Source organism: Winogradskya humida (assembly GCF_016862215.1).
Classification (GTDB): domain Bacteria; phylum Actinomycetota; class Actinomycetes; order Mycobacteriales; family Micromonosporaceae; genus Actinoplanes; species Actinoplanes humidus.
Genome location: NZ_BOMN01000032.1, coordinates 54,849 through 74,953 on the forward strand (window position 1 = coordinate 54,849; position 20,105 = coordinate 74,953).

The window sequence follows — 20,105 nt, forward strand, 5'->3', positions numbered from 1 at the left end:
CCCCTTGCTGGACGAACCGAAGCGGCGGCGGTGCGCAGGGAGCGCACCGCCGCCGGGTGGATCAGGACGCGGTGAAGGTCAGGTTGACCGTCGCGTTCTTGCAGCCGTCCTGGTTCGTGAGCGCGTTGACCATGTGGATCTTCGCGCCGGACGGGTTGTAGTCGTGCGGGCCGCCGGTGAGGTCGGCGTTGATGGCATTGGGCTGGGTGATCGCGAAGTCGCTCGCGGTACACCCCACGGCGGGGGAGCCGCCAACGGTGATCGGACCGATCCCGATCAAGACGCCGGCGACGTACTGGTTGGTGGTCAGCGTGTTGGTCACCGTGAAATTGATGGCCTGATCCGCGCCTCCGGGCACCATTGCGGCCGGATACGGCGTGAGCTGCGTTACTGTGACGGCGGTACTAGTACCGGTGGAACTGGTTCCGGTGCCGGAGCCTGAGGTGCTCCAGTACGCGAAGGCGGTGCCGGCGACGAACACGCCGGCGACCGTGGGGACCAGCACGAGTGCCGCACGACGACGACTCCTGCGACGCTGCTGGACACTGCTCTTCGTAGCCATGCACCACTCCATTCCGATTGCCAGATGAACGGCCGTCCCGCCGTCGTTCACCTGCACCTTCGGACGCGCTCATGATCACCTTTGGGAAATCGCAACTCGTGCAAAAAGTCAGGCGTATCGGTCACGGGATTTACTTGAGCGGATAACGCCCGATACTTGGTTGATGGCGGACTGGATCTCGCGCGACGACCGGTTACCGGTGCCGGTCACCGCGTACGGACCACTGCATCTTCTGGCTCGTCACGTGCACCGTTTGTCCGATACCGGGCAGGCGCACGAGGCGATCACCGCGGCCGATGCCTATCTCGTCATTGCGCGTATCGTCCGCGATGAGAAGAGCGTCCGGTTTCTCATCCAGGGCAAGATGTACGCCCTCCTCGCCCTGGGCCGCGTGAACGAGGCCTACCCGTTGGCGATGGCCCTGCTGCACTCCCAGCGCGCCGCCGGCTCGGTGCTCGGCGAGGCGAAGGCGCTATGTGATCTGGCCCGGATCCACCTGCTCGGCGGCCACTACGTCGACTGCATGCGCAACCTGGCCCGGGCCGGGGTGCTGCTGGGTACGGCGCCGGCCGAGACCGACCGGCACCGCTCGGCGCTGTGCTCCTTCGCGACCGCCGCCACCGCCGCCGAGCTGTACGAGGCGGCCGCCGACGCGTACGAGCAGCTGCGGCACAGCACCTCCTCGTTCGACCTGGTCCACGCGGTGACGCTGCTCTACTGGGGGCTGCGGCTCGCCCACGTGGGCCGCTCCGAGGAGGCCCGTTCCCGGTTGCGCCGCAGCGCCGAGATCACCCGCGCCTGGCTGGAGACCCACCCGGACCCGACGATCACCGCGATGCACGCGCTGGCCCTGGCGAAGCTGGGCGAGACCACGGTCGCGGAGAAGCTCGCCCGTTCGGTGATCATGGAGTTGCGCACCGGCGGCAGCCATCAGTACGCCCGGATGGCCCACCTCGCGCTCGGCATCAGCCTCCGCGCGCACGGCTTCCCGCAGGAGGCGCGCCGCGAGTTCATCGCGGCCCGCGACCTCACAGAGGAGGGTTCGCGCCCCGACGAGCGCCCGATCATCCGGTTCGAGCTGGCGCTGACCGCTCTCGACCTCGACAGCGGCCAGGCCAGCCGCGACCTCTTCGAAACGGTCGAGGGGCAGGTGCGCGAGCTGTGGCGGTTGCGCCTGCAGCGACTGGCGATGCTGCGCCAGGCCCGCCAGCGCGAGGAGACCGAGGCGGCCCGGGCCCGCGCGGAACGCGAGATCCTCCGCGACCCGCTGACCGGCCTCGGCAACCGGCGCCGCTTCGACCTGCTGATCGGGGCGGTGTCACCCGCCAGGGAAGCGCCGCTCACGCTGCTGCTGATCGACCTGGACCACTTCAAGGCGGTCAACGACATCCACTCGCACAGCGTCGGTGACCTGGCCCTGCGCGAGGTCGCGGCAATTCTGCGGGCGCACTGCCGCCAGGGTGACGAGGCGGTCCGATACGCCGGCGACGAGTTCGTGATCTTCCTTGGCGAGGGCGCCGAGGCGGGCTCGGAGGTCGGCGAGCGGATCCGGATGGCGGTCGCCGACGCTGACATCCTGACCGACCTGCACATGACGGTCAGCGTGGGCGTCGCGACCTGGAGCTCGGGCATGACCGGGGAGCAGCTCTTCCAGGCGGCGGACAGCCGGCTCTACGCCGCCAAGTGGTCGGGCCGGAACACCACAGCGGTCTGACCGGCGCCCTTCGCGGCACACAGCGTATCGACGTCTTTGCGTATTGTGAGGGAATGGCGGACGCGTGGGGGCGGCGGCGGGCTGTCGCGGTGACCCTGGCGATCGAGCTACTGCTCGCCGGGGTGGTCTTCGGTGCTGCCCGGGTGTCGTCGCCGAGCCTCGGGGCCGACTACGTCGACTTCGCGGGGGCGAGCGGCGCCGCTGTCGCTGCCGCGCCCGTCGAGGCGTCGTTCACCTGGGACTGCGGTCGTAACGAGATCGGTCATCTCAGCACGGCGAACGTTGTCGTCACGCCGGGGAAGCCCGGGTCGCCGCATCACGTGCACGACTACCTCGGGAACCGGTCCGTCGATGTGGGGTCGACCGTCGACAGTCTGGCCGGAGCGGCCACGACCTGCACGAACGGGGACGAGTCCAGCTACTACTGGCCGGTGCTGCGTACGGTCCGGGAGGGCGAGAGCGATCACGGCGGCGCGATCCAGGTCGCTGCTTCGGTGACGCTGACCTACTACGCCAACCCGCGGGGGCCGGTGCTGCCGATGCCGCGGTTCCTGCGGGGTGCGGTCGGGGATGCGTACGCCGTGACGAACGGCGGTGCCCTCGCAGCGCCGGTCTGGAGTTGTGAGGGTGCCGGGGCGCGGCGCACGCTGAACTATCCGATCTGTGCCCAGGGCCGTCGCGTGCTGCGGGTCTTCGACTTCCCGAGCTGCTGGGACGGGCGGCGCATCGACAGCACCGGTCACCGCCGGCACCTGGTGTTTCCCCAGCCCGGTGGTGGTTGCCCGCTCGGAACCTTCGCGGTGCCCCGGCTCGAGATCGTCGTGGCCTACGACATACCGCGGGGCACCCGGTACCGGATCGACTCGTTCGACGATCAGCGGCACAGCCCTCGCACCGATCACGCCTTCTTCGTCAATCTGATGCCGGATGCCCTGATGCGGCACATCGCGGACTGCCTGAACTCAGTTGCCGGCGGCAAGGAGTGTGCTGCCTGAACTCAGTTGCCGGCGGGCGGGAGTGCTGAGGTCTTGCCGCCGGTGGGGGAGACCGCGAACCAGGTGTTCTTGACGCCCTGGCCCTTGATATCGCCGGGCTCGGTGTCCTTGCTGAAGTAGTAGACCGGCCAGCCGTTGATCGTGACCTGGCAGTGGCCGTCGGCGCGCTCGACGTACCCGAGGATCTTGGGGTCGATGCCCTTGGGGAAGATCTTGCCGGGCGACTTGATCAGCAGCGGCGGCCAGGTCTTCGCGCAGTCGCCGTTGCAGGTCGCCTTGGGCGGCTTGTTGGAGTCGTTGTCGAAGCGGTAGAGCGTGCGGCCGGCGCCGTCGGCGACGTAGGTGCCGATGTCGTCGTTCTCCGTCGCGTTGAGCTCGACCGTCTTGCTGCCCGACGTGATGCTCTTCGGCGGGGTGACGTCCTTGGCCGACGGCCCGTTGTAGATCTTGACCCACTTCTGGGTCTTGGCGACCGTCGGCTCGGGGACCGGCTTGGGCGCCTCGGGCGTCTCCACCGCGGCGAGCTCACCGGTCGGGGGTTCGGAAACTGGCGCGGGAGGCACGTCGATCGACGCGAGGGGCGCCGGCGTCTCGCTGGCCGCGACGGCCTGCGCGGCGGGCACGAGCGGGGTCGACGGGTTGGTGCCGGGGGCGGCGCAGGCGGCCAGGCTGAAGAGGCCGGCCGCCGCGAGGGCGACGGGTGCGATGGCGGTGCGCTTCATGGTTCCCCCTGCGGTTGAGATGACCACCTCCACACGGGTGAGGGGTGAGAATCGGTTCAGGCGAAATTTCTCTGAACCGTTTCGTGACCCCCTTACGTGTGCTGGGAGTCAGACCGACGCAACGGGGGTCGGGGGTGGCCGGGCACGCTCCGTCCGGCCAGCCTCGGCAGGTACACCGCCACCGCCGTACCGGGGGGAGAACATGCCGGGGTTCAAGCTCCAACGTCGCAGGGAGGTGGCCGATGAGGCGCTGGTCAGATCGTTGTTCCAGGAACACGGCCGGGCGATGCTCGCATATGCCACCCAGTTGACCAGGGACCGCGCCGCCGCGGAGGACGTCGTCCAGGAGGCTCTGGTGCGCGCCTGGCGGCATCCGGACAGCCTGGTCAACGGCAAGGGGTCGGTACGCGGCTGGCTGCTGACCGTGGTCCGCAACATCGTCACCGACCAGATCCGGGCCCGCAACGCGCGAGCCACCGAGGTGCGGGAGAGCCCCGTCGACGTGGCCTCCGACGAGGATCACGCCGAGCAGGTCGTGAACGCCATGGTGGTGGTCGACGCGCTGAGCCGGCTCTCCGCCGAGCATCGTGAGGTCCTGGAACAGCTCTATCTTCAGGGCAGCACGGTCACCGAGGCCGCTAAAGTCCTGGGCATTCCACCCGGAACAGTCAAATCACGTTCCTTCTACGCTCTTCGGGCCCTGCGTGAAGTGAAGACGCTGCGCCCCGCCGGAACAGAACGGTCTGCATCATGAACGAGACGCACGTGGACCTCGCCGGCTACCTGACCCAGTCACTGGACGCCGAGCAGAACCGAGCGGCCGAGGAGCACATCGCCGGCTGTGACGAGTGCCGCGCCGAGGTGGAATCCCTGCAGGAGTGGACCATGGCCCTCGAAGCCGTCCCCGAGGCGATGCTGCTCGACGGCCCTCCCGACGACGCCGACCTGTTGCTGCAGCGCACGCTGCGGCAGATCCGCACGGAGGCCGGCGGTCAGCGTCGGCGGCGATCGACGCTCGTGGGTGTCGCCGCCGCGGTGCTCGTGGCCGCTGCCGTCGCCGGTGGCGTCGCGATCGGGGGTGCCACAACCTCCAACGAGCCCGGGACGACCGCGTTGCCGCCTGTGACGCAGTCGCAGCCCACAACCGCGCCTGGCACGAAGACCGCTACCGCGGTCGACGCCACGACCGGGGCGCGGATCACCGTCGCGGTCACCCCCGCCCCGGGATGGGTGCGGATCAAGGCCGCCGTCGCGGGCATTCCCCAGGGCGAGCGCTGCCTGCTGGAGGTCCTCGACAAGAGCGGCAAGGTGACGCTCGCCGGCAGCTGGCTCGTCTCGGAGACGGGCGCCGCGGAGGGCACCACACTGGACGGCAGCGCGCTCGTGCCGCCGGACCAGGTCGCCTCGGTGCGGGTCATCACCGAGAGCGGCAAGCAATACACCAGCGTCAACATCTGATCCCGCGGAAATCGAGGGCGGTCCCGGCCGGGGCCGCCCTCGACGCATTCATGGGTCCTTATTGACTCTGTGGCCTGAGGCACATTAGCGTGGCTGTTGCCGGCATGTTAAAACGTTTCATTCCTGCGGTTACGGGGTTGTCACCGGCTCCAGGACCGCGTGTTCGTCGTGTGTTTGAAACGATTCCACCGCCGCCGTGCTGGGAGGCAACCGATGAGACGCCGCACTCTGTTCGCCCTGGGCCTCGGCGCTGCCCTGCCGCTCCCGTCATCGCCGGGGGAGTCCTTCGAGCAGCGATTCGCCAACCCCGGGGCCGGGACCGCGGCGAAGTTCCGCTGGTGGTGGCCGCACGGGCTGGTCGACCCGGCGGAGATCGCCCGGGAGGTCGACCGGATCGCCGACGCGGGGTTCGGTGGGGTGGAGATCCAGGACGTGCACCACAGCGTCAAGGAGGATCTCGACGTTGTCGGGCACGGGTGGGGAACGCCGGCGTGGCTGGCGGCGGTCGAGGTCGCGCTGCGCCGTGCCAAGGCCCGCGGGATCACCGTCGACCTGGCGATGGGGCCGTGCTGGCCGACGGCGGTGCCGACGATTACGCCCGAGCATCCGGCGGCGGCGAAGGAACTCGTGCACACCGTCGTGCCGTTCACCGGGTCGTACTCGGGGCCGGTCAGCGGGTCGATCGTCCAGGTTGCGCGGGTCGTGTCGGGGGCGGTGCTCGACCCCGCTTCGGTGCGGACGTTGACGCCGGCGAACGGGCAGCTCAGCGTTGACGTCGGCGAGGGTGACTGGTTGCTGTTCAGCTATGCCGAGCGCGGGTCGGGGCAGCAACCCGAGGCCGGGCCGCACACGTCACCACCCGCCTATGTGGTTGATCATTTCGGGCGGCTCGGCACTGATGCTGTGTTGTCCGAGTGGAATTCAAATATCCTTAACCGGACAATTAGGGCGCTGCTGCGGGATGCTGGGGGCGATCTTTTCGAGGACTCGCTGGAGATCGAGACTGACTGGACGATTTGGACCAATCGGTTGTTGGTCGAGTTTCGGGAGCGGCGGGGCTATGACCTGCTGCCATATCTGCCGGTGATCATTCAGCGCGATGAGAAGTACCCGTACTCGTTCGACAGTGTGACGTCCAACCACGTGCGCGACGACTACAACCTCACCTTGTCGGACTTGTACCATGAAAACCACCTGCTCCCGTTGCGGGAATTCGCGCACGGCCTCGGGATGCAACTGCGGGTCCAGCCGTACGGGCTCCAGACCGACGCCATCCGCAGCGCCGCCCTGCTCGACGTGCCGGAGAGCGAGTCGCTGGGCTTCAAGAACCTCGACGACTACCGGGTGCTCGCGTCCGGGCGTGACCTCGGCGGGAACCTGCTGCTGTCGTGCGAGGCGGCCGCGTACGCGAACGGCGCCTACAGCACGAGCTGGGACAAGGTGCTGCAGACGATGGGCAGCGTGTTCGCCGGTGGGGTCAATCAGGCGGTGCTGCACGGATTCGCGTATTCGGGTGCGGTTCCCGGGGCGGCGTGGCCGGGCTTCGCGGCATTCTCGCCCTACAACGGCAACGGCATCGGGTACGCCGAAGCCTGGGGCCCGCGGCAGCCCACGTGGCGGCACGTGCCGGACATCGCGGGGTGGTTCGCGCGTACGCAGATGGTGCTGCGCCTCGGCAGGGCCCGCACCGACCTGGTGTTCTTCCGGCAGAAGGGCTGGACGGCCACGGGGATCGGCGCTCCGTGGGCCACCAACGACGGCATTCCGATCGGGTGGACGCATGGCTTCCTCAGTGAGGCGGCGCTGGCCCTTCCCCGCGCCCACGTGCGTAACGGGCGGCTCGCTCCGGACGGGCCGGCCTACAAGGCGCTGATCCTCGACGGCGACATCTTCCGCGGTAAGGAACACGCGCTCACCGATCGTGCGGCCGCGCTGATCTCGGGCTTTGCGCGCGCCGGACTTCCGGTGATCGTTGTCGGGGACTGGTCCGCGGACCCCCGATTGAATGACCTGCTCGCCCGCGCGACCATCGTGCCAGATATGTCGGGAATTCCGGGTGCGTTGGAGGCGCTCGGCGTGACGCGGGATGTGGTCTACGAGCGGTCGACGCTGATGACCGTGCGGCGCGTGGACGGCGACACCGACTACTACTACCTGGCCAACGCGCGGCACGCCGAGAACCGCAAGATCGTCGACATCGACCACGACGTGTGGCTTACCGCCCGCTCGCGAAAAGCCGTCCCGCACCTGCTCGACGCCTGGACGGGCCGCATCACGGGGCTACCCTTCACCCGCGACGGCGATCGCATCAAGATCCGCGCGACGCTCAAGCCCGGCCAGTCGATGCTCGTCGCGCTCAAGGCGGGCAAGCCGGCCCTCCCGCCCGTCCGGACCGTTGCCGACCCGCCCACCCCGCTCACGACCTGGGATCTCGAGGTCGAGGACTGGCAGCCGACCGGCCGTTCCACGCGCCGCGTTTCCCTCAGTGCTCTGGCGCCGTGGTCCGCGATCCCCGGCCTGGAGGACGTCTCCGGGATCGGTCGCTACCGAACCACCATCGAAGTGCCACGCGGTCTGGGTGCCTATCTCGAGCTGGGCGAGGTCTTCGACACCTGTCGGGTACGCGTGAACGACAGTCCGCTCCCGCCCGCCGACGTCCTGAACCCGATCGTCGACATCGGACCGTACGTGCGGCCGGGACGGAACACGATCGAGGTCGAGGTGGCGACGACGTTGCTCAACAGGCTGCGGACCACGAACCCCGCGGTCTTCGGCATCGCCACCCGGCAGGCGTACGGCCTGATCGGCCCCGTCCAGCTCCGGTGGTACCGAACTCACTTCCAGGGCGCGTGAATGACCTTGTCAACCGCGATCTTGAAAACCACCCGAACCTGATCCCGCCCCCCGAACCACGGATAAGGCCCCCCGAGATACTTCTGAGCCAACTCCTCGATCAGCTCTACCCCGCCCTTCTCGGTGACCTCCACAACCCGTCCCTTCACCGAGAAATAATCGGACGCATCGGCAGGATCGGTAACAATCACCGACACCCGGGGATCCCGCTCAACATTGCTGACCTTCCGGAACCCGGCCACCGTATTGATCAGGATGTGCTCCCCATCCGTCCCGACCCACGTCTCGGTCAACTGCGGCGAGCCATCCGGATCAACCGTCGCGATGAAACACGGGCTCGCTTTGCCCAGCAACTCAACCAGGCCCTCAGGAATACTCGTCATCCCGCAAACCTAGGCCGTACCCCTCCACGCGGCCCACCCGGCTCTGCGGATCGGGTACTTGTCGGGGGCGCCGGGACGGCACAGGGTCTGGGGCTGGTTACGCCTCGACCGCAGTGACCTCTGCGGGATGAGTGGCCGCGACTTCGTCGTACTCGTGTGGCCAGTAATGTTTGAGCACGGGAATTGCTACTCCGAGTTGCCGTGCTAGCTGCTGGATGTGAACTCGAATGTACGAGGTGACGATTGGCAGCCCCGCATTGCGTGAGAATTCGTCCATAAGCCCAGCTGGGGGCTCTTCGATCTCTTCGCTCAGCGCAAATATCGCAGCGACGTCGACCGCGAACAGGGCTCCTCGGCCATTCATTTCAATGCGGCATCTGAATGTCAACGAGTCGGTTTCGAAGTCAATCGAAACTTCTAGGTTGGAGTGATCCGAGTCTGCCGCCAGGTCTTCAAGGCCGAAGCCGTCTTTACGTTTGGCAGCGAGCTCATAGATGCGTACGGTAGTCAATTCCAACAATGATTGCAGAGTTTTCAAATCATTTACGGTACGGCCACTCATGAGGCCAATCCAATTACGTGTCCAGGGTCCGCCCGGTAGTTGGTCTCTTCGATGTCGGGCTCGGCTGCCGATGGAATCTCGTAGTTGGCTCGCCATGCGGGAGCGCGGCACGCCGTCACGTCGACGGTTAGTTTTATCTTCGCGCTTACCGCGCTCGCGTATCGCTGGAGCGTGGAGATTCGTGGGTCGGCTCCGGCTCGCTCGAACTTCGAGATGGCGGACTGGGTTGTCTCCATCTCCTCGGCCAGTTCAGCCTGGCTCATGCCAAGGCGATGCCGGATGGCGACCAGTGTGTCGATCCACTGTTCGACATCCTTGGCGTCACGGAGAGCGCGCTGGAAGCGTGGTTCGTCCGGATTTTTACCCAATAGATCAAAAAGTTCGGTTCCCATGCCGCCTCCCTCGCGGTAGTAGCGTATCGCTTAAAAGCGATAACGTCACCAGTTCGGTGTTCGTGATCGCCAGTCCTCCAGCCGGCTGACCGCCAGATCGATGTGGGTTGCCTCTACTTGCCGCTGCTTCTGGAAGAAATGCAGGGCGAGCAGGATCAGTCCATCCCCACCCTCGGCGTAGGTCATGCGGAGCTGGCGTTTGCCCACGCGCACTCGAACCTCCAAGACGCCGTCGCGAAGACTCTTCACGTCTTTGGGTTGCGCTCGGCCTTCGGCAATTCGATCCATGATCGTTTGTAGCTTGGCCAGTTCCATGGCGTTGAGCTTGTGTTTATCGAGCTCCTTATGCACGGGAACTGCACCGGCGGCCGTCTTGTAGAAATCCCAGGTCTTCACGGGCACGGGCATCGCCTGGTGATGCAAGATCCGCCGGTGTCGGGCCGATCGCCGGCTGCCGGTAAGAGCATGGATGCGAGGGTGCGGTATCAGCCATTGATTGTCCAATGGGAGGATCGGTCAACGCCAGGCAGATGCGCAGGCCAAGGCTATTCGGCAGGCTCGATGAGATTTCTGTCGGATAGCGGACGCCGGTCGAATTTGATCGTGGTCTACCTACAGATTTCGAGCGGCCTTTGCATGGCAGTGGCAAGGCTGGGTGCGCGACCAGTGGCGAGCGGGCCGCTGAGTCGCGGAGGGCGTCTGGGATGGCTGCCGGGTTGGCTGGGCAGGCGCGAAAGATGGGGGTTAGCACCCATGACCTCGGGCGGGTGGGTTTCTACCGTCGAGGGATGAAGCGTCTCGGGGTTGTGTTGCTCTGGATCGTCGGGCTGTATTTCGTGGGGCGGGCGGTGGTTGAGCCGTTCGTGATTGATCTGAGCGATCCGGCTACCTACCGCAACGACTGGGGTGGCCCACACCTGATCGGGGTGCTCGCCGTGCACGCGCTGCCGGGGATTCTTGCGCTGGCCGCCATGGTCTGGCGGGTCAGGAGGCGGCGGGCGACAGCATCCAGCGATTCGCCGGTGGTGTCGCCCGCGGCCCGGGGAAAATAGGTCAGATCGTGGGGAGGCCGGCGGCCTGCCAGGCGGCGAAGCCACCCGCGAGGTCGGTGGCGCGCAGCAGGCCGAGGTCCTGCAGGGCGGCGGCGGCGAGGCTGCTCGTGTAGCCCTCCTGGCAGGTCACGATGACGTCCAGGTCGTAATGGGTGAACGAGAGGCGGGCGTCGCTGCGGGGGTCGAGGCGCCACTCGAGGACGTTGCGTTCGATGATGAGGGCGCCGGGGATTTCGCCGTGCTCCGCGCGCTGGGCGGCGGGGCGGATGTCGACCAGGATGGCGCCGCGGGTCATGCGGTCGTGGGTTTCCTGGGGGCCGATGCGGGCGAGGCGGGTGCGGGCGGCGTTGAGGAGTTCGGTGATGCCCTGGGAGCCGGCCGGGGCGGTCAAGGTGGGGGCGCTCACCACTGGGCTCCGGCGCGCTCGACCGTGACGACGTCGAGGCCGGCGGCGCCGATGCGGTAACGGGTCATGGTGGTCAGGGCGGGGCCGTAGGCGTGGATGCTGATCGCGGGCTGGTTGGAGCGGTTGGTGATGCGGTGGATGTGCCGGGTGCCGAAGCGGCGGCCGGCGCCCTCGCCGAGCTCGCGGGCGGTGATGCGGGGGGCGTGGCCGGGGGAGACCGCGACCGTCTCCTCGATCAGGGAGCCGGAGAAGACGTGGAACGCGCCGGCGGAGCCGCCGTGGTCGTGCAGGTCGGTGCCCTGTCCGGGCAGCCAGGTCAGCAGCCACACCTCGTGATCGATCTCCTCGGCGAGCCGGTGGTACCAGCGTTCGGCCGCGTCGAATTGTGGCTTGACGAGCCAGGACGCCTGGTCGGCGGCGTGCTGCCGGGCGACGGCGAGGTGATCGAGGCGGATGTCAACGGCGGTCATGGGATGTCCTCTCATACATTGCCTATCAACTCTATAGGTTTAACGTCAGACGTGGGCGTGGATGACGCGACGCGCGTGTGACGAACCCGAGGAAGCCGGCGGACGAGGCCGGGGTGGAACAGAGGGGTGCTGGTCAGCGCGGACAGCGCGCGCTGGCGCACCGCGCCAGGTCGATCACCAGGCGGGCGGTGAGAGGTATTCCCTGCCGCTGCATGAGGCCCATCATGGCGCCTAAGGGTGCCCTTGGACAAACAAGTTCCAAAATATGGGAGAAGCCCCGTTCCGGCGATATGGGCGCTCCTTATCGATAGGAATCGCTATTTAGTAGCCGTCGCCGACCTCGGATACGGCGCACCACCCGAAAGAACCTCGCGGCTGTTTGCTTCTTTCAGAGACGATCACCGAATTATGTCTTAGAGCAACTGCATCAATACGCACCGTCGACCATAATGGGCAATCGCTCACCGTATCGGCCGGGGCGCTCCACCGTTCAGGTTGATTGGCTCTGCGAGCGCAGCCAAGCGCATCCAGAGCGTTATATGGTCGGCGACGCCTGCTGGAGGCCACCCCGGTACCCGCCTCCGACAACCCCGATCGACGCCCCCTGATCAACGAGGACGGACACGTGTCGAAATCACGCCGCGGATTACTTGCCGCCGGCCTGGCTACAGCCGTTGTCGGCGCCACCGGGGTCGTATGGACCCTGAATGCGAGTGCCGCAGAAACGCCAGCACCGTCCACTGTCGCCGAATCGGCTTCCGCCGATGCGGTGGCACCGGTCAACGAGGCTACGGCCGTACCGCCGAAACTGCTTCCCTGGGGAGACCGGCCCACCGAACTGACGCAGGCCGAGGCCGGCGCGGACAGCGAGGAGGTGGCGGACGCGGGGGCAGACGCCGCGCCCGCTGACACCAGCGGGTCGCTGCTGCCGGAGGCTGAATACGCGCCCAAGGGCCGCATCTCCGAGGACAGCACCCTGCGCAAGGGCTACACCTCGGTGGTGCCGCCGGCCCCGCCGGCCGCGGGCAAAGCCACGGCCAAGGCCAAGGCCGGGGCCGTCTACTACCTCTACGCGCAGGGCCAGCAGGAGGGCGACACCGACGGGACCTGGGCCAACCTCAGCATCGCCAAGCCGGAGCTCAAGCAGGGCGATTACCACACCCTGACCGAGATCGCGGTCCAGACCACGAACGGCGACCACGTCGTCGAGCTGGGCTGGAACGTCGACCGCACGGTCAACGGTGACAGCGACCCGCACCTGTTCGTCTTCTACTGGAAAGACGGCGTGGCCACGTGCTACAACGCGTGCGGCTGGACGCAGTACAGCTCATCGATGAAGCCGGGCGACACGCTGCCCGCCGGCGTGGCCAAGCGGATGGGCATCCAGCACTCGGACGGTAACTGGTGGGTCGCGTACGACTCCGAGTGGATCGGCTACTTCCCCGACTCGCTCTGGGAGGGCCGCTTCACCCGCGGCGAGTACACCCAGTGGTTCGGCGAGGTCGCGGCGAACAACCAGAACCCGTGCACCCAGATGGGCAACGGACTCGCTCCCACGTCGGGCACCGCCGCCCGGGTGGGCAGCATCTCGATGACCAACGGCCCGGAGCCGAAGCCGGCGCTCACGAACACGACCTACCGCTACAACTTCAAGTGGCTGAGCGATCGCACGTTCCGGTTCGGTGGGCCGGTCGACGACCCCGAGACCGACAGCGACAACTGCTGACGCTGCGCGAACATCGAGACGCCCGGTTCCCTTCCGAGGGGGCCGGGCGTTTTTCCTGCGTGGAGATCGAACCGAACGACCCGTCGCGGGGTACTGAGCAGGGGAGCACCGAGGGGAGGCGGCGGATGATGCGACGGGGAAGCCCTGACGAGGAGCTGATGACCGCCCTCTACACCGAGCACTACGGGATCCTGCTCAACTTCATCACCCGCTATGTGCACGACCGGCACCGCGCCGAGGACCTCGTCCAGGAGACCCTGTTGCGGGCCTGGCGGCACATCGATCACCTCGACCCGCACCCCGGGCGGACCCGTTCCTACCTGCTCACCATCGCCCGCAACGTCGTGACCAACAACTGGCGGGCCGAGCAGCGCCGCCCGCGCCTGGTGACCGATGACGTGGCGGTCGAGTCGGCGCCCACCGGGGACAACGTCGACCAGATGGTCGAGGGCTGGCTCGTGGCCGAGGCGCTGGAGCGGCTGTCCGACGATCATCGCGCGGTCGTCCAGGCCATGTACTACGACGGGCAGAGCGTCGCCGACGCCGCCCGGCAGCTGTCGGTGCCCGAGGGCACGGTCAAGTCGCGGGCCTACTATGCGGTTCGCGCGTTGCGGCAGGCGTTCGAGGAGATGGGGGTGCTGCGATGAGCACCGACCATGATGAGCTGCGGCGGTTGCTCGGCGGTTACCTGCTCGGCGGTCTCGACGAGGCGGACACCGACCGGCTCGACGAGCACCTGCTGACCTGCGACGAGTGCCGCGCCGAGCTGGACCGGCTGGCGCCCGTGCCCGAGCTGCTGCGCGCGTTTCCGAAGGCCCCGCCCGTTGCCGTCGCGCCGGGGGCGCGGCCCAGCCCGGCCCGGGTGGAGAGCCTGCTCGGCCGGATGCGTGCGGAGAGGTCCCGCGATCGGCGCCGGCAAGGAAGACGGCTCGCTGTCGCAGCGGCTGTGCTGCTCGTTGCGGCGATCTCCGGCGGTCTGGTGATTTCTCGCGACAACGATGAGACGGTGCCGCGGGCCGCGCCTGCCCAGACGAGCCAGACGAATCAGACGAACCAGACGAGCCCGGCGAGCCAGCCGCAGGTGACTGCCGCGTTCGAGGCCGCGGACGGCAGCGGGCTCACCGGCGAGGCGGTGCTGACCGGCAAGACGTGGGGCGTCTCGGTCGACCTGATCGTGCAGAAGCTCGCCGGCGACGGCCCGTTCGTGTGCCAGGTGCGCAACGGTGACGGGCGGATCGAGCAGGCGGCGATGTGGGGCCCGACCCCGAGCGGCAACGCCAAGGTCACCGGCGCGAGCTCGATTCAGCTGCGCAGCGTCACCGACATCGCTGTCAGCGACTCGTCGGGTCATCTGCTCGGCACCGCTCATGTGAATTGATGGGAACCCCGTGCCACGCCCAGGCGTGTACGGGACATGAAAGTGGCGCTCGAAGCCGAGACCCGTGCAGCACGACAACTTTGAGGCGTTCTACCGGGCCAACGTCGACCGGGTGCATCGTGCGCTCGCGGTGACTTTGCGCAACGACGATCTGGCGCGCGAGGCCGTGGACGAGGCGATGGCCCGCGCGTACGCCAATTGGCCCAAGGTCAGTGGCATGGAGAGCCCCGCGGGCTGGGTCTTCCGGGTCGGCCTGAACTGGGCGACGTCCTGGTGGCGCAAGGTACGCCGGGAGCGCCCGCAAGGCGCGGAGGACTCGTCGATACCAGCCGGTGATGAGTCGTCGGTGGTGGCCCGCGAAGCGCTGGCCGTATTGCCTCTACCCCAGCGTGCGGTGGTGACGTGCCGCATCCTGCTCGATCTGTCGACGGCCGAGACGGCGCTGGCGCTCGGGCTCAACGAGGGAACCGTGAAGAGCCGGTTGTCCCGTGGCCTGTCCGCCCTGCGGTCCGCGCTCAGCGAGAAGGAATGACCATGGACCAGATTCCGAACGACATGACAGCGCTGGTCCGGGATGTCGCGCACGCTGCCCCCGGATACGCCGGCAGCCTCGACGAGGTCTACCGCCGTTACCGCCGCCGGCGTCGCAGCAGGGCGGCCGTCGGTGGTGTGCTGGCTCTGCTCCTGATAGCGGGGGTGGGCCTGACCATCGACCACCGCCCGCAGCGGACATCACGCCAGCCGGCGACGCAGACGCAAACGGAGACGAAACCGACTGCGAAACGTGCCCAGGGGATCCTGGTGCACGGCGACCCCCGGCTGAAGGGCGGCGTGAAGATCACCGGCACGTTCTGGGACGCGTGGCCGGACCGGGTGGTGACATCGTTCGACATCCACGGCGTGACGTGGGACGGAGCTGTCGCGCTGCCCGGCGGCCGGGTTGTCGCGGTGGAGCGAGGGGCCGGCGGCCACACCTGGAGCCTCGTCGAGGTCGACCGCTCAGGGACGACGCTGCTGCGCCGTGAACTCCCGGCGAGCAAGGGCGAACCGATGAGCCTGCTGACCGCGGACGAGTCGACGGCGTACGTGTGGCAGGAGAGGTCGCTCGTCGCCCACGATCTGGCCACCGGGACCGAGCGCCCCGTGCTCGAGATCGGCACCGCGCCGATCCAGGCCGTGGATTACGCCGACGGCCGGCTGGCGGTGGCGGGACTGAGCGCGGACTGCCAGCTCAACTTTGGTCGCGGGAAGCCCATCGAAGCACTGGTGGCGGCCATGCCGCCCGAGCTGAAATGCGGCTCGGTGACGGATCTGCGGCTGTCCCCGGACGGGAAGGCGATCGCGGTCGCCTACCGGCGAATGGACCGCGATGAGCAGCGGGTTGCGCTGCTGAACCTGCCCGCGGCCCAGGTCCTGGCCGATCAGAAGGTCACGGCGACCTCAGCGGATCAGGTCCGGCTGGCCTGGCAGGACAACCGGACCCTGAACGGCGTCGTGGTCCCGGCGGGGACGTGGTTCAGCGTGAAGTACTAGGGCCGTAGAGCTTGTCGCGTTGCGCCTGCGGCAGGGAACAGGCCGCGGTGCCGCCCGGCAGGAGGTGGCGGTGGTCGGCGACCCAGTGGTACGCCGGCCACGTCAGCCACCCCACCGGCTTGAGCTGCAGCGCGCGGCCCGGCACCTCCCACATGCGGCCGGCGTCACGCAGCAGCAGGGCGATCGCGTCGGGGCCGGCGGCGACCGTGCCGTCCTCGCCGACCCACTGGACCGCGGACTCGACCTGCTCCAGCGTCAGGCCGAGGGCGTCGAGATCGGCGAACTGCCACGGGATCACCCGTGCCCGCGACGGGATGCGCCGCTCGATGAACTCAGCGCACGAGGTGCAGAACGAGCAGTCGCCGTCATAGACGAACGTGTTACCGGCCATGCCCCCATGATGTCAGGTGCGGCGGCGGAGCTTGACCAGGTAGGTCTGGGCGACGACGACCACGGCGAGGAACGCTCCGCTGATGACCTGCTGATAGCTGCTGGGGACGTTGCCGACCTGGTTGATCATGTTTTGGATCACGCCGAGCAGCAGGACACCCGCGATCGTGCCGGCGATGGTGCCCGCACCACCCGTGAGCAGCGTGCCACCGATCACCACGGCGGCGATCGCGTCGAGTTCCATGCCGGTGCCGAGGACGGTGACGCCCGAGCCGAGCTTCGCGGCGTTGATCCCGCCGGCCAGCCCCGCGAGCAGGCCGGACATGACGTAGACGGTTACTTTGGTGCGGCGTACGGCCACGCCCATCAGGCTCGCCGCGTCTTCGCTGCCGCCCACGGCGTACACAGATCGGCCGAATCGGGTGCGGGACAGCAGGACCATGCCGAGGACGAAGACGACCGCGACCAGCCAGACCGGGTAGCCGATGCCCAGGAACGAGCCGGTGCCGAAGCTGCGGAAACCGTCGTCGCCCACGAGATACGTGGTCGAGCCTTCGTTACTGAGCGCACGCATCAGGCCGCGGGCGCCGAGCAGGGCGGCCAGGGTCACGATGAAGGGCGCCATTCTCGTGTACGCGATGAGCACCCCGTTCACGACTCCCACCAGCCCGCACAGCGCCAGCGGGACGAGCAGGGCGGGCAGGAAACCCCACTTCGACGCGTACGCCGAAACGACCCCACCCAGCACGTAGAGTGACCCGACCGACAGGTCGATCCCGCCGGTGATGATCACGAACGTCATCCCTAGCGCGATGAGCGCGGGCGGCGCGGCCGCGATCAGGATGGTCCCCGCGTTGTCATAACCGCGGAAGTTCGGGAACGCCGCCGCCGCGATGATCACGACGACGACCAGCACGGCGAGCGCGCCCTGGCGTTGCACCAGGTCGACGATCCGGTCGGAGCGCTCGCTCGTGCGCTCTTCGGTCTCCACCGGAACAGCCAGAGCGGTCACCGGGACTTCCTCTCTCGGGCGGCGTAGACGGCGACGAGGATGATCACGGCCTGGGCCATCTCCGTGGTGGACGGCTGCAGGTTGTGCTTGATCATCGTGGCGATGACCAGCTGCATGAGCAGGGCACCCGCGACCGTGCCGAGCACCCGCACCTTGCCGCCGGTGAGCGGGGTGCCGCCGACGACCACCGCGGTGATCGCGGAGAGCTCGATCAGCAGACCCACGGACGAGGCGTCGCTGGACTGGATGCGGGCGACGGCGAGCAGCCCCGCGATCGAGGCGAGCACCGCACAGAGGACATAAACCCCGATCAACACCCTTTTCACGGGTACGCCCGCCAGCTCGGTCGCCGCTCTGTTCCCCCCGACGGCGAGCAGCCGCCGGCCGAACACCGTGCGCCGGACCACGAACGCGACCACGAGCACGAGCAGCGCGGCGATCCACACCAGCATCGGCAGCCCGAGGAAGTCCCCGGAACCGAGGAAGATCAGGTCGTCGTTGCGGACGTCCTTGAGCTGCCCGTGCGAGATGACCAGGGCGAGCCCGCGACCGCCGACGAACAGCGCGAGCGTTGCCACGATGGGCTGCAACCCGACCCGGGCCACGAGTACGCCGTTGATCAGGCCGACCACCACCCCGGCGACCAGCGAGACCAGGATCGCCGCGATGACGCCGTACCCGAGATAGAGCGGTATGAGGGCCGCCGCGAGTGCCATGACCGACCCGACCGACAGGTCGATGCCCTCGGTGCCGATCACCAGGGCCATGCCGAGCGCGACGATCACGATCGGGGCGACCTGCACGAGCTGGATCCGCAGGTTGCTCCACGCGAGGAAGTTCGGGGTGAACGCGACGTTGTAGAGCACCAGCAGCACGATCGCGGCGTACACGCCGTACTTCGGCAGCCAGGCCCGATCGAAGGTGGGCCGCCGGACCAGAGCCTCAGTTGTCATGGGGTTCCTCCGATGAGACCGCTGCCGCCGCGATCGTTTCCAGCAGGGCTTCCGTGGTGACGTTCGTGCCCGTCAGCTCGCCGACCACCGCGCCGTCGCGCAGCACAACCACTCGGTCGGCGCCCTCGACCAGCTCTTCCGCGTCGGAGGAGACCAGTACGACGCCGAGCCCGTCCGCCGCGAGCTCGTCGATGAGCGCCTGCACCTCGGCCTTCGCGCCAACGTCGATGCCGCGGGTCGGCTCGTCGAGCAGCAGCACCCGGGGCTGGGTGGCGAGCAGCCGGGCCAGCAGCACCTTCTGCTGGTTACCGCCGGAGAGGTCGCCGACGCGCTGGTCCGGCCCGGACGCCTTGATCCGCAGCCGGGTCATGTACGTGTCGACGATCTTGTCGATCCTGCGGTCCGAGACGAGGCCCCAGCGGGCCATCCGGGGGAGCACGGCGAGCGCGATGTTCTCGCGGATCGACAGGCCCGCGACGATGCCCTCCGCCTTGCGGTCCTCGGGTTGCACGGCGATCCCGGCCTGGACCGCGCGCACGGGTGTCGGATTCTTGAGCGTCCTACCGCCGACCTCGATCTCACCGGCGTCCACGGGGTACGCGCCGCCGATCGCCTTGATCGTCTCGCTGCGGCCGGCGCCGAGGAGTCCGCCCAGGCCGACGACCTCGCCGGGGCGCACGGCGAAGCTGATGTCGTGCAGCCGGTGCCGGCTGCTCAGCCCGGTGACCCTCAGGACCGGGGGTGCGTCGGCCGCGCCGGTGTGGTCGCCGGCGAAACCGGTGAAGCCCTCCCGGCGTACGGCGGACATGTCCCGCCCGAGCATCAGCGACACGAGCTTGATCCGTTCCAGCTCGGCCAGCTTGCCGGTGTGCACGACCTTCCCGTCGCGCAGGATCGTGACCGCGTCGCAGATCTGATAGAGCTCGTCGAGGCGGTGGCTCACGTAGACGATGCCGATGCCCCGGGCGTGCAGGTCGCGGATGACGCCGAACAGCGTCTCCACCTCGCGCGGTTCCAGCGACGACGTGGGCTCGTCCATGATGACGACCTTGGCGTCGACCATCACCGCGCGGGCCAGCGCGACCATCTGCTGCGCGCCGAGCGCCATCGTGCCGAGCGGGCGGCGTACGTCGGTGGTGACGCCGTAGCGGACCAGGATCTCGCTCGCCTCGCGGATCATCCGCCTCTCGTCGACCAGCCCGAACGCGTTGCGCGGCTCACGACCCAGGAAGAGGTTGTGCGCGACGCTCATCAGCGGGACGAGGTTGACCTCCTGGTAGATCGTGGAGATCCCGGCGCGCTGCGCGTCCATGGGTGTCGCGAAGCGGGCGGGCTCGTCGCGGTAGCGCAGCTCGCCGCCGTCCGGCTGGTAGACCCCGGTCAGCAGCTTGATCAATGTGGACTTGCCGGCGCCGTTCTCGCCGACCAGGGCGTGGACCTCGCCGGGCTGCAGCGCGAAGGAAACCCCGTCGAGTGCGCGCACCCCCGGGAAAACCTTGCTGACGTCCGTGACCTCGAGTATTGGCATGTTCCCCCCATCGCGG

At 68.1% G+C, this 20,105-nt stretch carries 23 protein-coding genes; 11 read left to right on the forward strand and 12 right to left on the reverse strand.

What is annotated here, in order from left to right; genetic code table 11:
- Positions 1 to 61: 61 nt before the first annotated feature.
- The gene (locus Ahu01nite_RS14160; RefSeq protein ID WP_203836958.1) at positions 62 to 562 is read right to left on the reverse strand and encodes a hypothetical protein; all 501 of its coding nucleotides are present in this window, start codon (positions 560 to 562) and stop codon (positions 62 to 64) included.
- 163 nt (positions 563 to 725) lie between these two features.
- Between Ahu01nite_RS14160 and Ahu01nite_RS14165 the strand changes: the two genes are divergently transcribed.
- Entirely contained in the window at positions 726 to 2,276 is a 1,551-nt protein-coding gene (locus Ahu01nite_RS14165; RefSeq protein WP_239158836.1) for a GGDEF domain-containing protein, read from the forward strand.
- A gap of 53 nt (positions 2,277 to 2,329) precedes the next feature.
- Complete coding sequence (locus tag Ahu01nite_RS14170) at positions 2,330 to 3,271, forward strand: DUF1996 domain-containing protein (RefSeq protein WP_203836959.1); 942 nt, start codon at positions 2,330 to 2,332, stop codon at positions 3,269 to 3,271.
- Between the two features lie 2 nt (positions 3,272 to 3,273).
- Here Ahu01nite_RS14170 and Ahu01nite_RS14175 read toward each other — a convergent pair whose 3' ends face one another.
- Positions 3,274 to 3,993 (reverse strand): COG4315 family predicted lipoprotein, encoded by a 720-nt coding sequence (locus tag Ahu01nite_RS14175; RefSeq protein ID WP_203836960.1) that lies wholly within the window; start codon positions 3,991 to 3,993, stop codon positions 3,274 to 3,276.
- Between the two features lie 202 nt (positions 3,994 to 4,195).
- On the opposite strand from Ahu01nite_RS14175, the gene Ahu01nite_RS14180 reads away from it, so the two are divergent.
- The 3 genes from Ahu01nite_RS14180 to Ahu01nite_RS14190 all read left to right on the forward strand — a co-directional run bounded on the left by Ahu01nite_RS14180 (position 4,196) and on the right by Ahu01nite_RS14190 (position 8,304).
- A complete protein-coding gene (locus Ahu01nite_RS14180) occupies positions 4,196 to 4,747 on the forward strand; it encodes a sigma-70 family RNA polymerase sigma factor (RefSeq protein WP_203836961.1) in 552 nt (183 codons plus the stop codon).
- Positions 4,744 to 5,451, forward strand: coding sequence for an anti-sigma factor family protein (locus Ahu01nite_RS14185; RefSeq protein WP_239158837.1), 708 nt, complete (start codon positions 4,744 to 4,746; stop codon positions 5,449 to 5,451). Before Ahu01nite_RS14180 ends, Ahu01nite_RS14185 begins: the two co-directional genes overlap by 4 nt.
- A 213-nt stretch (positions 5,452 to 5,664) precedes the next feature.
- Positions 5,665 to 8,304 (forward strand): glycosyl hydrolase, encoded by a 2,640-nt coding sequence (locus Ahu01nite_RS14190; protein WP_203836962.1) that lies wholly within the window; start codon positions 5,665 to 5,667, stop codon positions 8,302 to 8,304.
- Here the strand turns inward: Ahu01nite_RS14190 and Ahu01nite_RS14195 are convergent.
- The 4 genes from Ahu01nite_RS14195 to Ahu01nite_RS14210 all read right to left on the reverse strand — a co-directional run bounded on the left by Ahu01nite_RS14195 (position 8,286) and on the right by Ahu01nite_RS14210 (position 10,049).
- Entirely contained in the window at positions 8,286 to 8,687 is a 402-nt protein-coding gene (locus Ahu01nite_RS14195) for a PPOX class F420-dependent oxidoreductase (protein ID WP_203836963.1), read from the reverse strand. The two genes, Ahu01nite_RS14190 and Ahu01nite_RS14195, sit on opposite strands and share 19 nt — an antisense overlap.
- Positions 8,688 to 8,784: 97 nt before the next feature.
- Positions 8,785 to 9,249 (reverse strand): hypothetical protein, encoded by a 465-nt coding sequence (locus Ahu01nite_RS14200; RefSeq protein ID WP_203836964.1) that lies wholly within the window; start codon positions 9,247 to 9,249, stop codon positions 8,785 to 8,787.
- Positions 9,246 to 9,641, reverse strand: a complete 396-nt coding sequence (locus Ahu01nite_RS14205; RefSeq protein WP_203836965.1) for a helix-turn-helix domain-containing protein — start codon at positions 9,639 to 9,641, stop codon at positions 9,246 to 9,248. Before Ahu01nite_RS14205 ends, Ahu01nite_RS14200 begins: the two co-directional genes overlap by 4 nt.
- A gap of 45 nt (positions 9,642 to 9,686) precedes the next feature.
- Positions 9,687 to 10,049, reverse strand: a complete 363-nt coding sequence (locus Ahu01nite_RS14210; protein ID WP_203836966.1) for a type II toxin-antitoxin system RelE/ParE family toxin — start codon at positions 10,047 to 10,049, stop codon at positions 9,687 to 9,689.
- Positions 10,050 to 10,429: 380 nt separating this feature from the next.
- On the opposite strand from Ahu01nite_RS14210, the gene Ahu01nite_RS14215 reads away from it, so the two are divergent.
- Complete coding sequence (locus tag Ahu01nite_RS14215) at positions 10,430 to 10,693, forward strand: hypothetical protein (RefSeq protein WP_203836967.1); 264 nt, start codon at positions 10,430 to 10,432, stop codon at positions 10,691 to 10,693.
- A gap of 1 nt (position 10,694) precedes the next feature.
- Here the strand turns inward: Ahu01nite_RS14215 and Ahu01nite_RS14220 are convergent, their stop codons facing one another.
- Both Ahu01nite_RS14220 and Ahu01nite_RS14225 read right to left on the reverse strand, forming a co-directional pair.
- Entirely contained in the window at positions 10,695 to 11,102 is a 408-nt protein-coding gene (locus Ahu01nite_RS14220; RefSeq protein WP_438874782.1) for a rhodanese-like domain-containing protein, read from the reverse strand.
- Positions 11,096 to 11,569: a cysteine dioxygenase gene (locus tag Ahu01nite_RS14225; protein WP_203836969.1), complete on the reverse strand. Its 474-nt coding sequence runs from the start codon at positions 11,567 to 11,569 to the stop codon at positions 11,096 to 11,098. The genes Ahu01nite_RS14220 and Ahu01nite_RS14225 overlap by 7 nt, the downstream gene beginning before the upstream one ends.
- Positions 11,570 to 12,194: 625 nt before the next feature.
- Between Ahu01nite_RS14225 and Ahu01nite_RS14230 the strand changes: the two genes are divergently transcribed.
- The 5 genes from Ahu01nite_RS14230 (at position 12,195) to Ahu01nite_RS14250 (ending at position 16,206) form a co-directional block, all read left to right on the forward strand.
- Complete coding sequence (locus tag Ahu01nite_RS14230) at positions 12,195 to 13,295, forward strand: neprosin family prolyl endopeptidase (RefSeq protein ID WP_239158838.1); 1,101 nt, start codon at positions 12,195 to 12,197, stop codon at positions 13,293 to 13,295.
- A 125-nt stretch (positions 13,296 to 13,420) separates the two neighbouring features.
- Positions 13,421 to 13,942: a sigma-70 family RNA polymerase sigma factor gene (locus Ahu01nite_RS14235; protein ID WP_203836970.1), complete on the forward strand. Its 522-nt coding sequence runs from the start codon at positions 13,421 to 13,423 to the stop codon at positions 13,940 to 13,942.
- The gene (locus Ahu01nite_RS14240) at positions 13,939 to 14,673 is read left to right on the forward strand and encodes a zf-HC2 domain-containing protein (protein WP_203836971.1); all 735 of its coding nucleotides are present in this window, start codon (positions 13,939 to 13,941) and stop codon (positions 14,671 to 14,673) included. The genes Ahu01nite_RS14235 and Ahu01nite_RS14240 overlap by 4 nt, the downstream gene beginning before the upstream one ends.
- 64 nt (positions 14,674 to 14,737) lie before the next feature.
- Complete coding sequence (locus Ahu01nite_RS14245) at positions 14,738 to 15,205, forward strand: RNA polymerase sigma factor (RefSeq protein ID WP_203836972.1); 468 nt, start codon at positions 14,738 to 14,740, stop codon at positions 15,203 to 15,205.
- Positions 15,206 to 15,207: 2 nt separating this feature from the next.
- Positions 15,208 to 16,206, forward strand: a complete 999-nt coding sequence (locus tag Ahu01nite_RS14250; RefSeq protein ID WP_203836973.1) for a WD40 repeat domain-containing protein — start codon at positions 15,208 to 15,210, stop codon at positions 16,204 to 16,206.
- Here the strand turns inward: Ahu01nite_RS14250 and Ahu01nite_RS14255 are convergent.
- The 4 genes from Ahu01nite_RS14255 to Ahu01nite_RS14270 are packed head-to-tail and all read right to left on the reverse strand — an operon-like array spanning position 16,190 to position 20,089.
- Entirely contained in the window at positions 16,190 to 16,597 is a 408-nt protein-coding gene (locus Ahu01nite_RS14255) for a thiol-disulfide oxidoreductase DCC family protein (protein WP_203836974.1), read from the reverse strand. The two genes, Ahu01nite_RS14250 and Ahu01nite_RS14255, sit on opposite strands and share 17 nt — an antisense overlap.
- Positions 16,598 to 16,609: 12 nt before the next feature.
- Positions 16,610 to 17,608 carry an ABC transporter permease gene (locus Ahu01nite_RS14260; RefSeq protein ID WP_239158839.1) on the reverse strand — a complete coding sequence of 333 codons (999 nt, stop codon included), beginning with the start codon at positions 17,606 to 17,608 and terminating at the stop codon, positions 16,610 to 16,612.
- Positions 17,605 to 18,561, reverse strand: a complete 957-nt coding sequence (locus Ahu01nite_RS14265; protein ID WP_203836975.1) for an ABC transporter permease — start codon at positions 18,559 to 18,561, stop codon at positions 17,605 to 17,607. The genes Ahu01nite_RS14260 and Ahu01nite_RS14265 overlap by 4 nt, the downstream gene beginning before the upstream one ends.
- A complete protein-coding gene (locus Ahu01nite_RS14270; protein ID WP_203836976.1) occupies positions 18,551 to 20,089 on the reverse strand; it encodes a sugar ABC transporter ATP-binding protein in 1,539 nt (512 codons plus the stop codon). Before Ahu01nite_RS14270 ends, Ahu01nite_RS14265 begins: the two co-directional genes overlap by 11 nt.
- Positions 20,090 to 20,105 lie beyond the last annotated feature (16 nt).

What these genes read in the sequence shown, in the direction of transcription:
- Ahu01nite_RS14160 (WP_203836958.1), bottom strand. Translation starts at nt 562, where the DNA reads ATGGCTACGAAGAGCAGTGTCCAGCAGCGTCGCAGGAGTCGTCGTCGT.
- Ahu01nite_RS14165 (WP_239158836.1), top strand. Translation starts at nt 726, where the DNA reads ATGGCGGACTGGATCTCGCGCGACGACCGGTTACCGGTGCCGGTCACC.
- Ahu01nite_RS14170 (WP_203836959.1), top strand. Translation starts at nt 2,330, where the DNA reads ATGGCGGACGCGTGGGGGCGGCGGCGGGCTGTCGCGGTGACCCTGGCG.
- Ahu01nite_RS14175 (WP_203836960.1), bottom strand. Translation starts at nt 3,993, where the DNA reads ATGAAGCGCACCGCCATCGCACCCGTCGCCCTCGCGGCGGCCGGCCTC.
- Ahu01nite_RS14180 (WP_203836961.1), top strand. Translation starts at nt 4,196, where the DNA reads ATGCCGGGGTTCAAGCTCCAACGTCGCAGGGAGGTGGCCGATGAGGCG.
- Ahu01nite_RS14185 (WP_239158837.1), top strand. Translation starts at nt 4,744, where the DNA reads ATGAACGAGACGCACGTGGACCTCGCCGGCTACCTGACCCAGTCACTG.
- Ahu01nite_RS14190 (WP_203836962.1), top strand. Translation starts at nt 5,665, where the DNA reads ATGAGACGCCGCACTCTGTTCGCCCTGGGCCTCGGCGCTGCCCTGCCG.
- Ahu01nite_RS14195 (WP_203836963.1), bottom strand. Translation starts at nt 8,687, where the DNA reads ATGACGAGTATTCCTGAGGGCCTGGTTGAGTTGCTGGGCAAAGCGAGC.
- Ahu01nite_RS14200 (WP_203836964.1), bottom strand. Translation starts at nt 9,249, where the DNA reads ATGAGTGGCCGTACCGTAAATGATTTGAAAACTCTGCAATCATTGTTG.
- Ahu01nite_RS14205 (WP_203836965.1), bottom strand. Translation starts at nt 9,641, where the DNA reads ATGGGAACCGAACTTTTTGATCTATTGGGTAAAAATCCGGACGAACCA.
- Ahu01nite_RS14210 (WP_203836966.1), bottom strand. Translation starts at nt 10,049, where the DNA reads ATGCCCGTGCCCGTGAAGACCTGGGATTTCTACAAGACGGCCGCCGGT.
- Ahu01nite_RS14215 (WP_203836967.1), top strand. Translation starts at nt 10,430, where the DNA reads ATGAAGCGTCTCGGGGTTGTGTTGCTCTGGATCGTCGGGCTGTATTTC.
- Ahu01nite_RS14225 (WP_203836969.1), bottom strand. Translation starts at nt 11,569, where the DNA reads ATGACCGCCGTTGACATCCGCCTCGATCACCTCGCCGTCGCCCGGCAG.
- Ahu01nite_RS14235 (WP_203836970.1), top strand. Translation starts at nt 13,421, where the DNA reads ATGATGCGACGGGGAAGCCCTGACGAGGAGCTGATGACCGCCCTCTAC.
- Ahu01nite_RS14240 (WP_203836971.1), top strand. Translation starts at nt 13,939, where the DNA reads ATGAGCACCGACCATGATGAGCTGCGGCGGTTGCTCGGCGGTTACCTG.
- Ahu01nite_RS14250 (WP_203836973.1), top strand. Translation starts at nt 15,208, where the DNA reads ATGGACCAGATTCCGAACGACATGACAGCGCTGGTCCGGGATGTCGCG.
- Ahu01nite_RS14255 (WP_203836974.1), bottom strand. Translation starts at nt 16,597, where the DNA reads ATGGCCGGTAACACGTTCGTCTATGACGGCGACTGCTCGTTCTGCACC.
- Ahu01nite_RS14265 (WP_203836975.1), bottom strand. Translation starts at nt 18,561, where the DNA reads ATGACAACTGAGGCTCTGGTCCGGCGGCCCACCTTCGATCGGGCCTGG.
- Ahu01nite_RS14270 (WP_203836976.1), bottom strand. Translation starts at nt 20,089, where the DNA reads ATGCCAATACTCGAGGTCACGGACGTCAGCAAGGTTTTCCCGGGGGTG.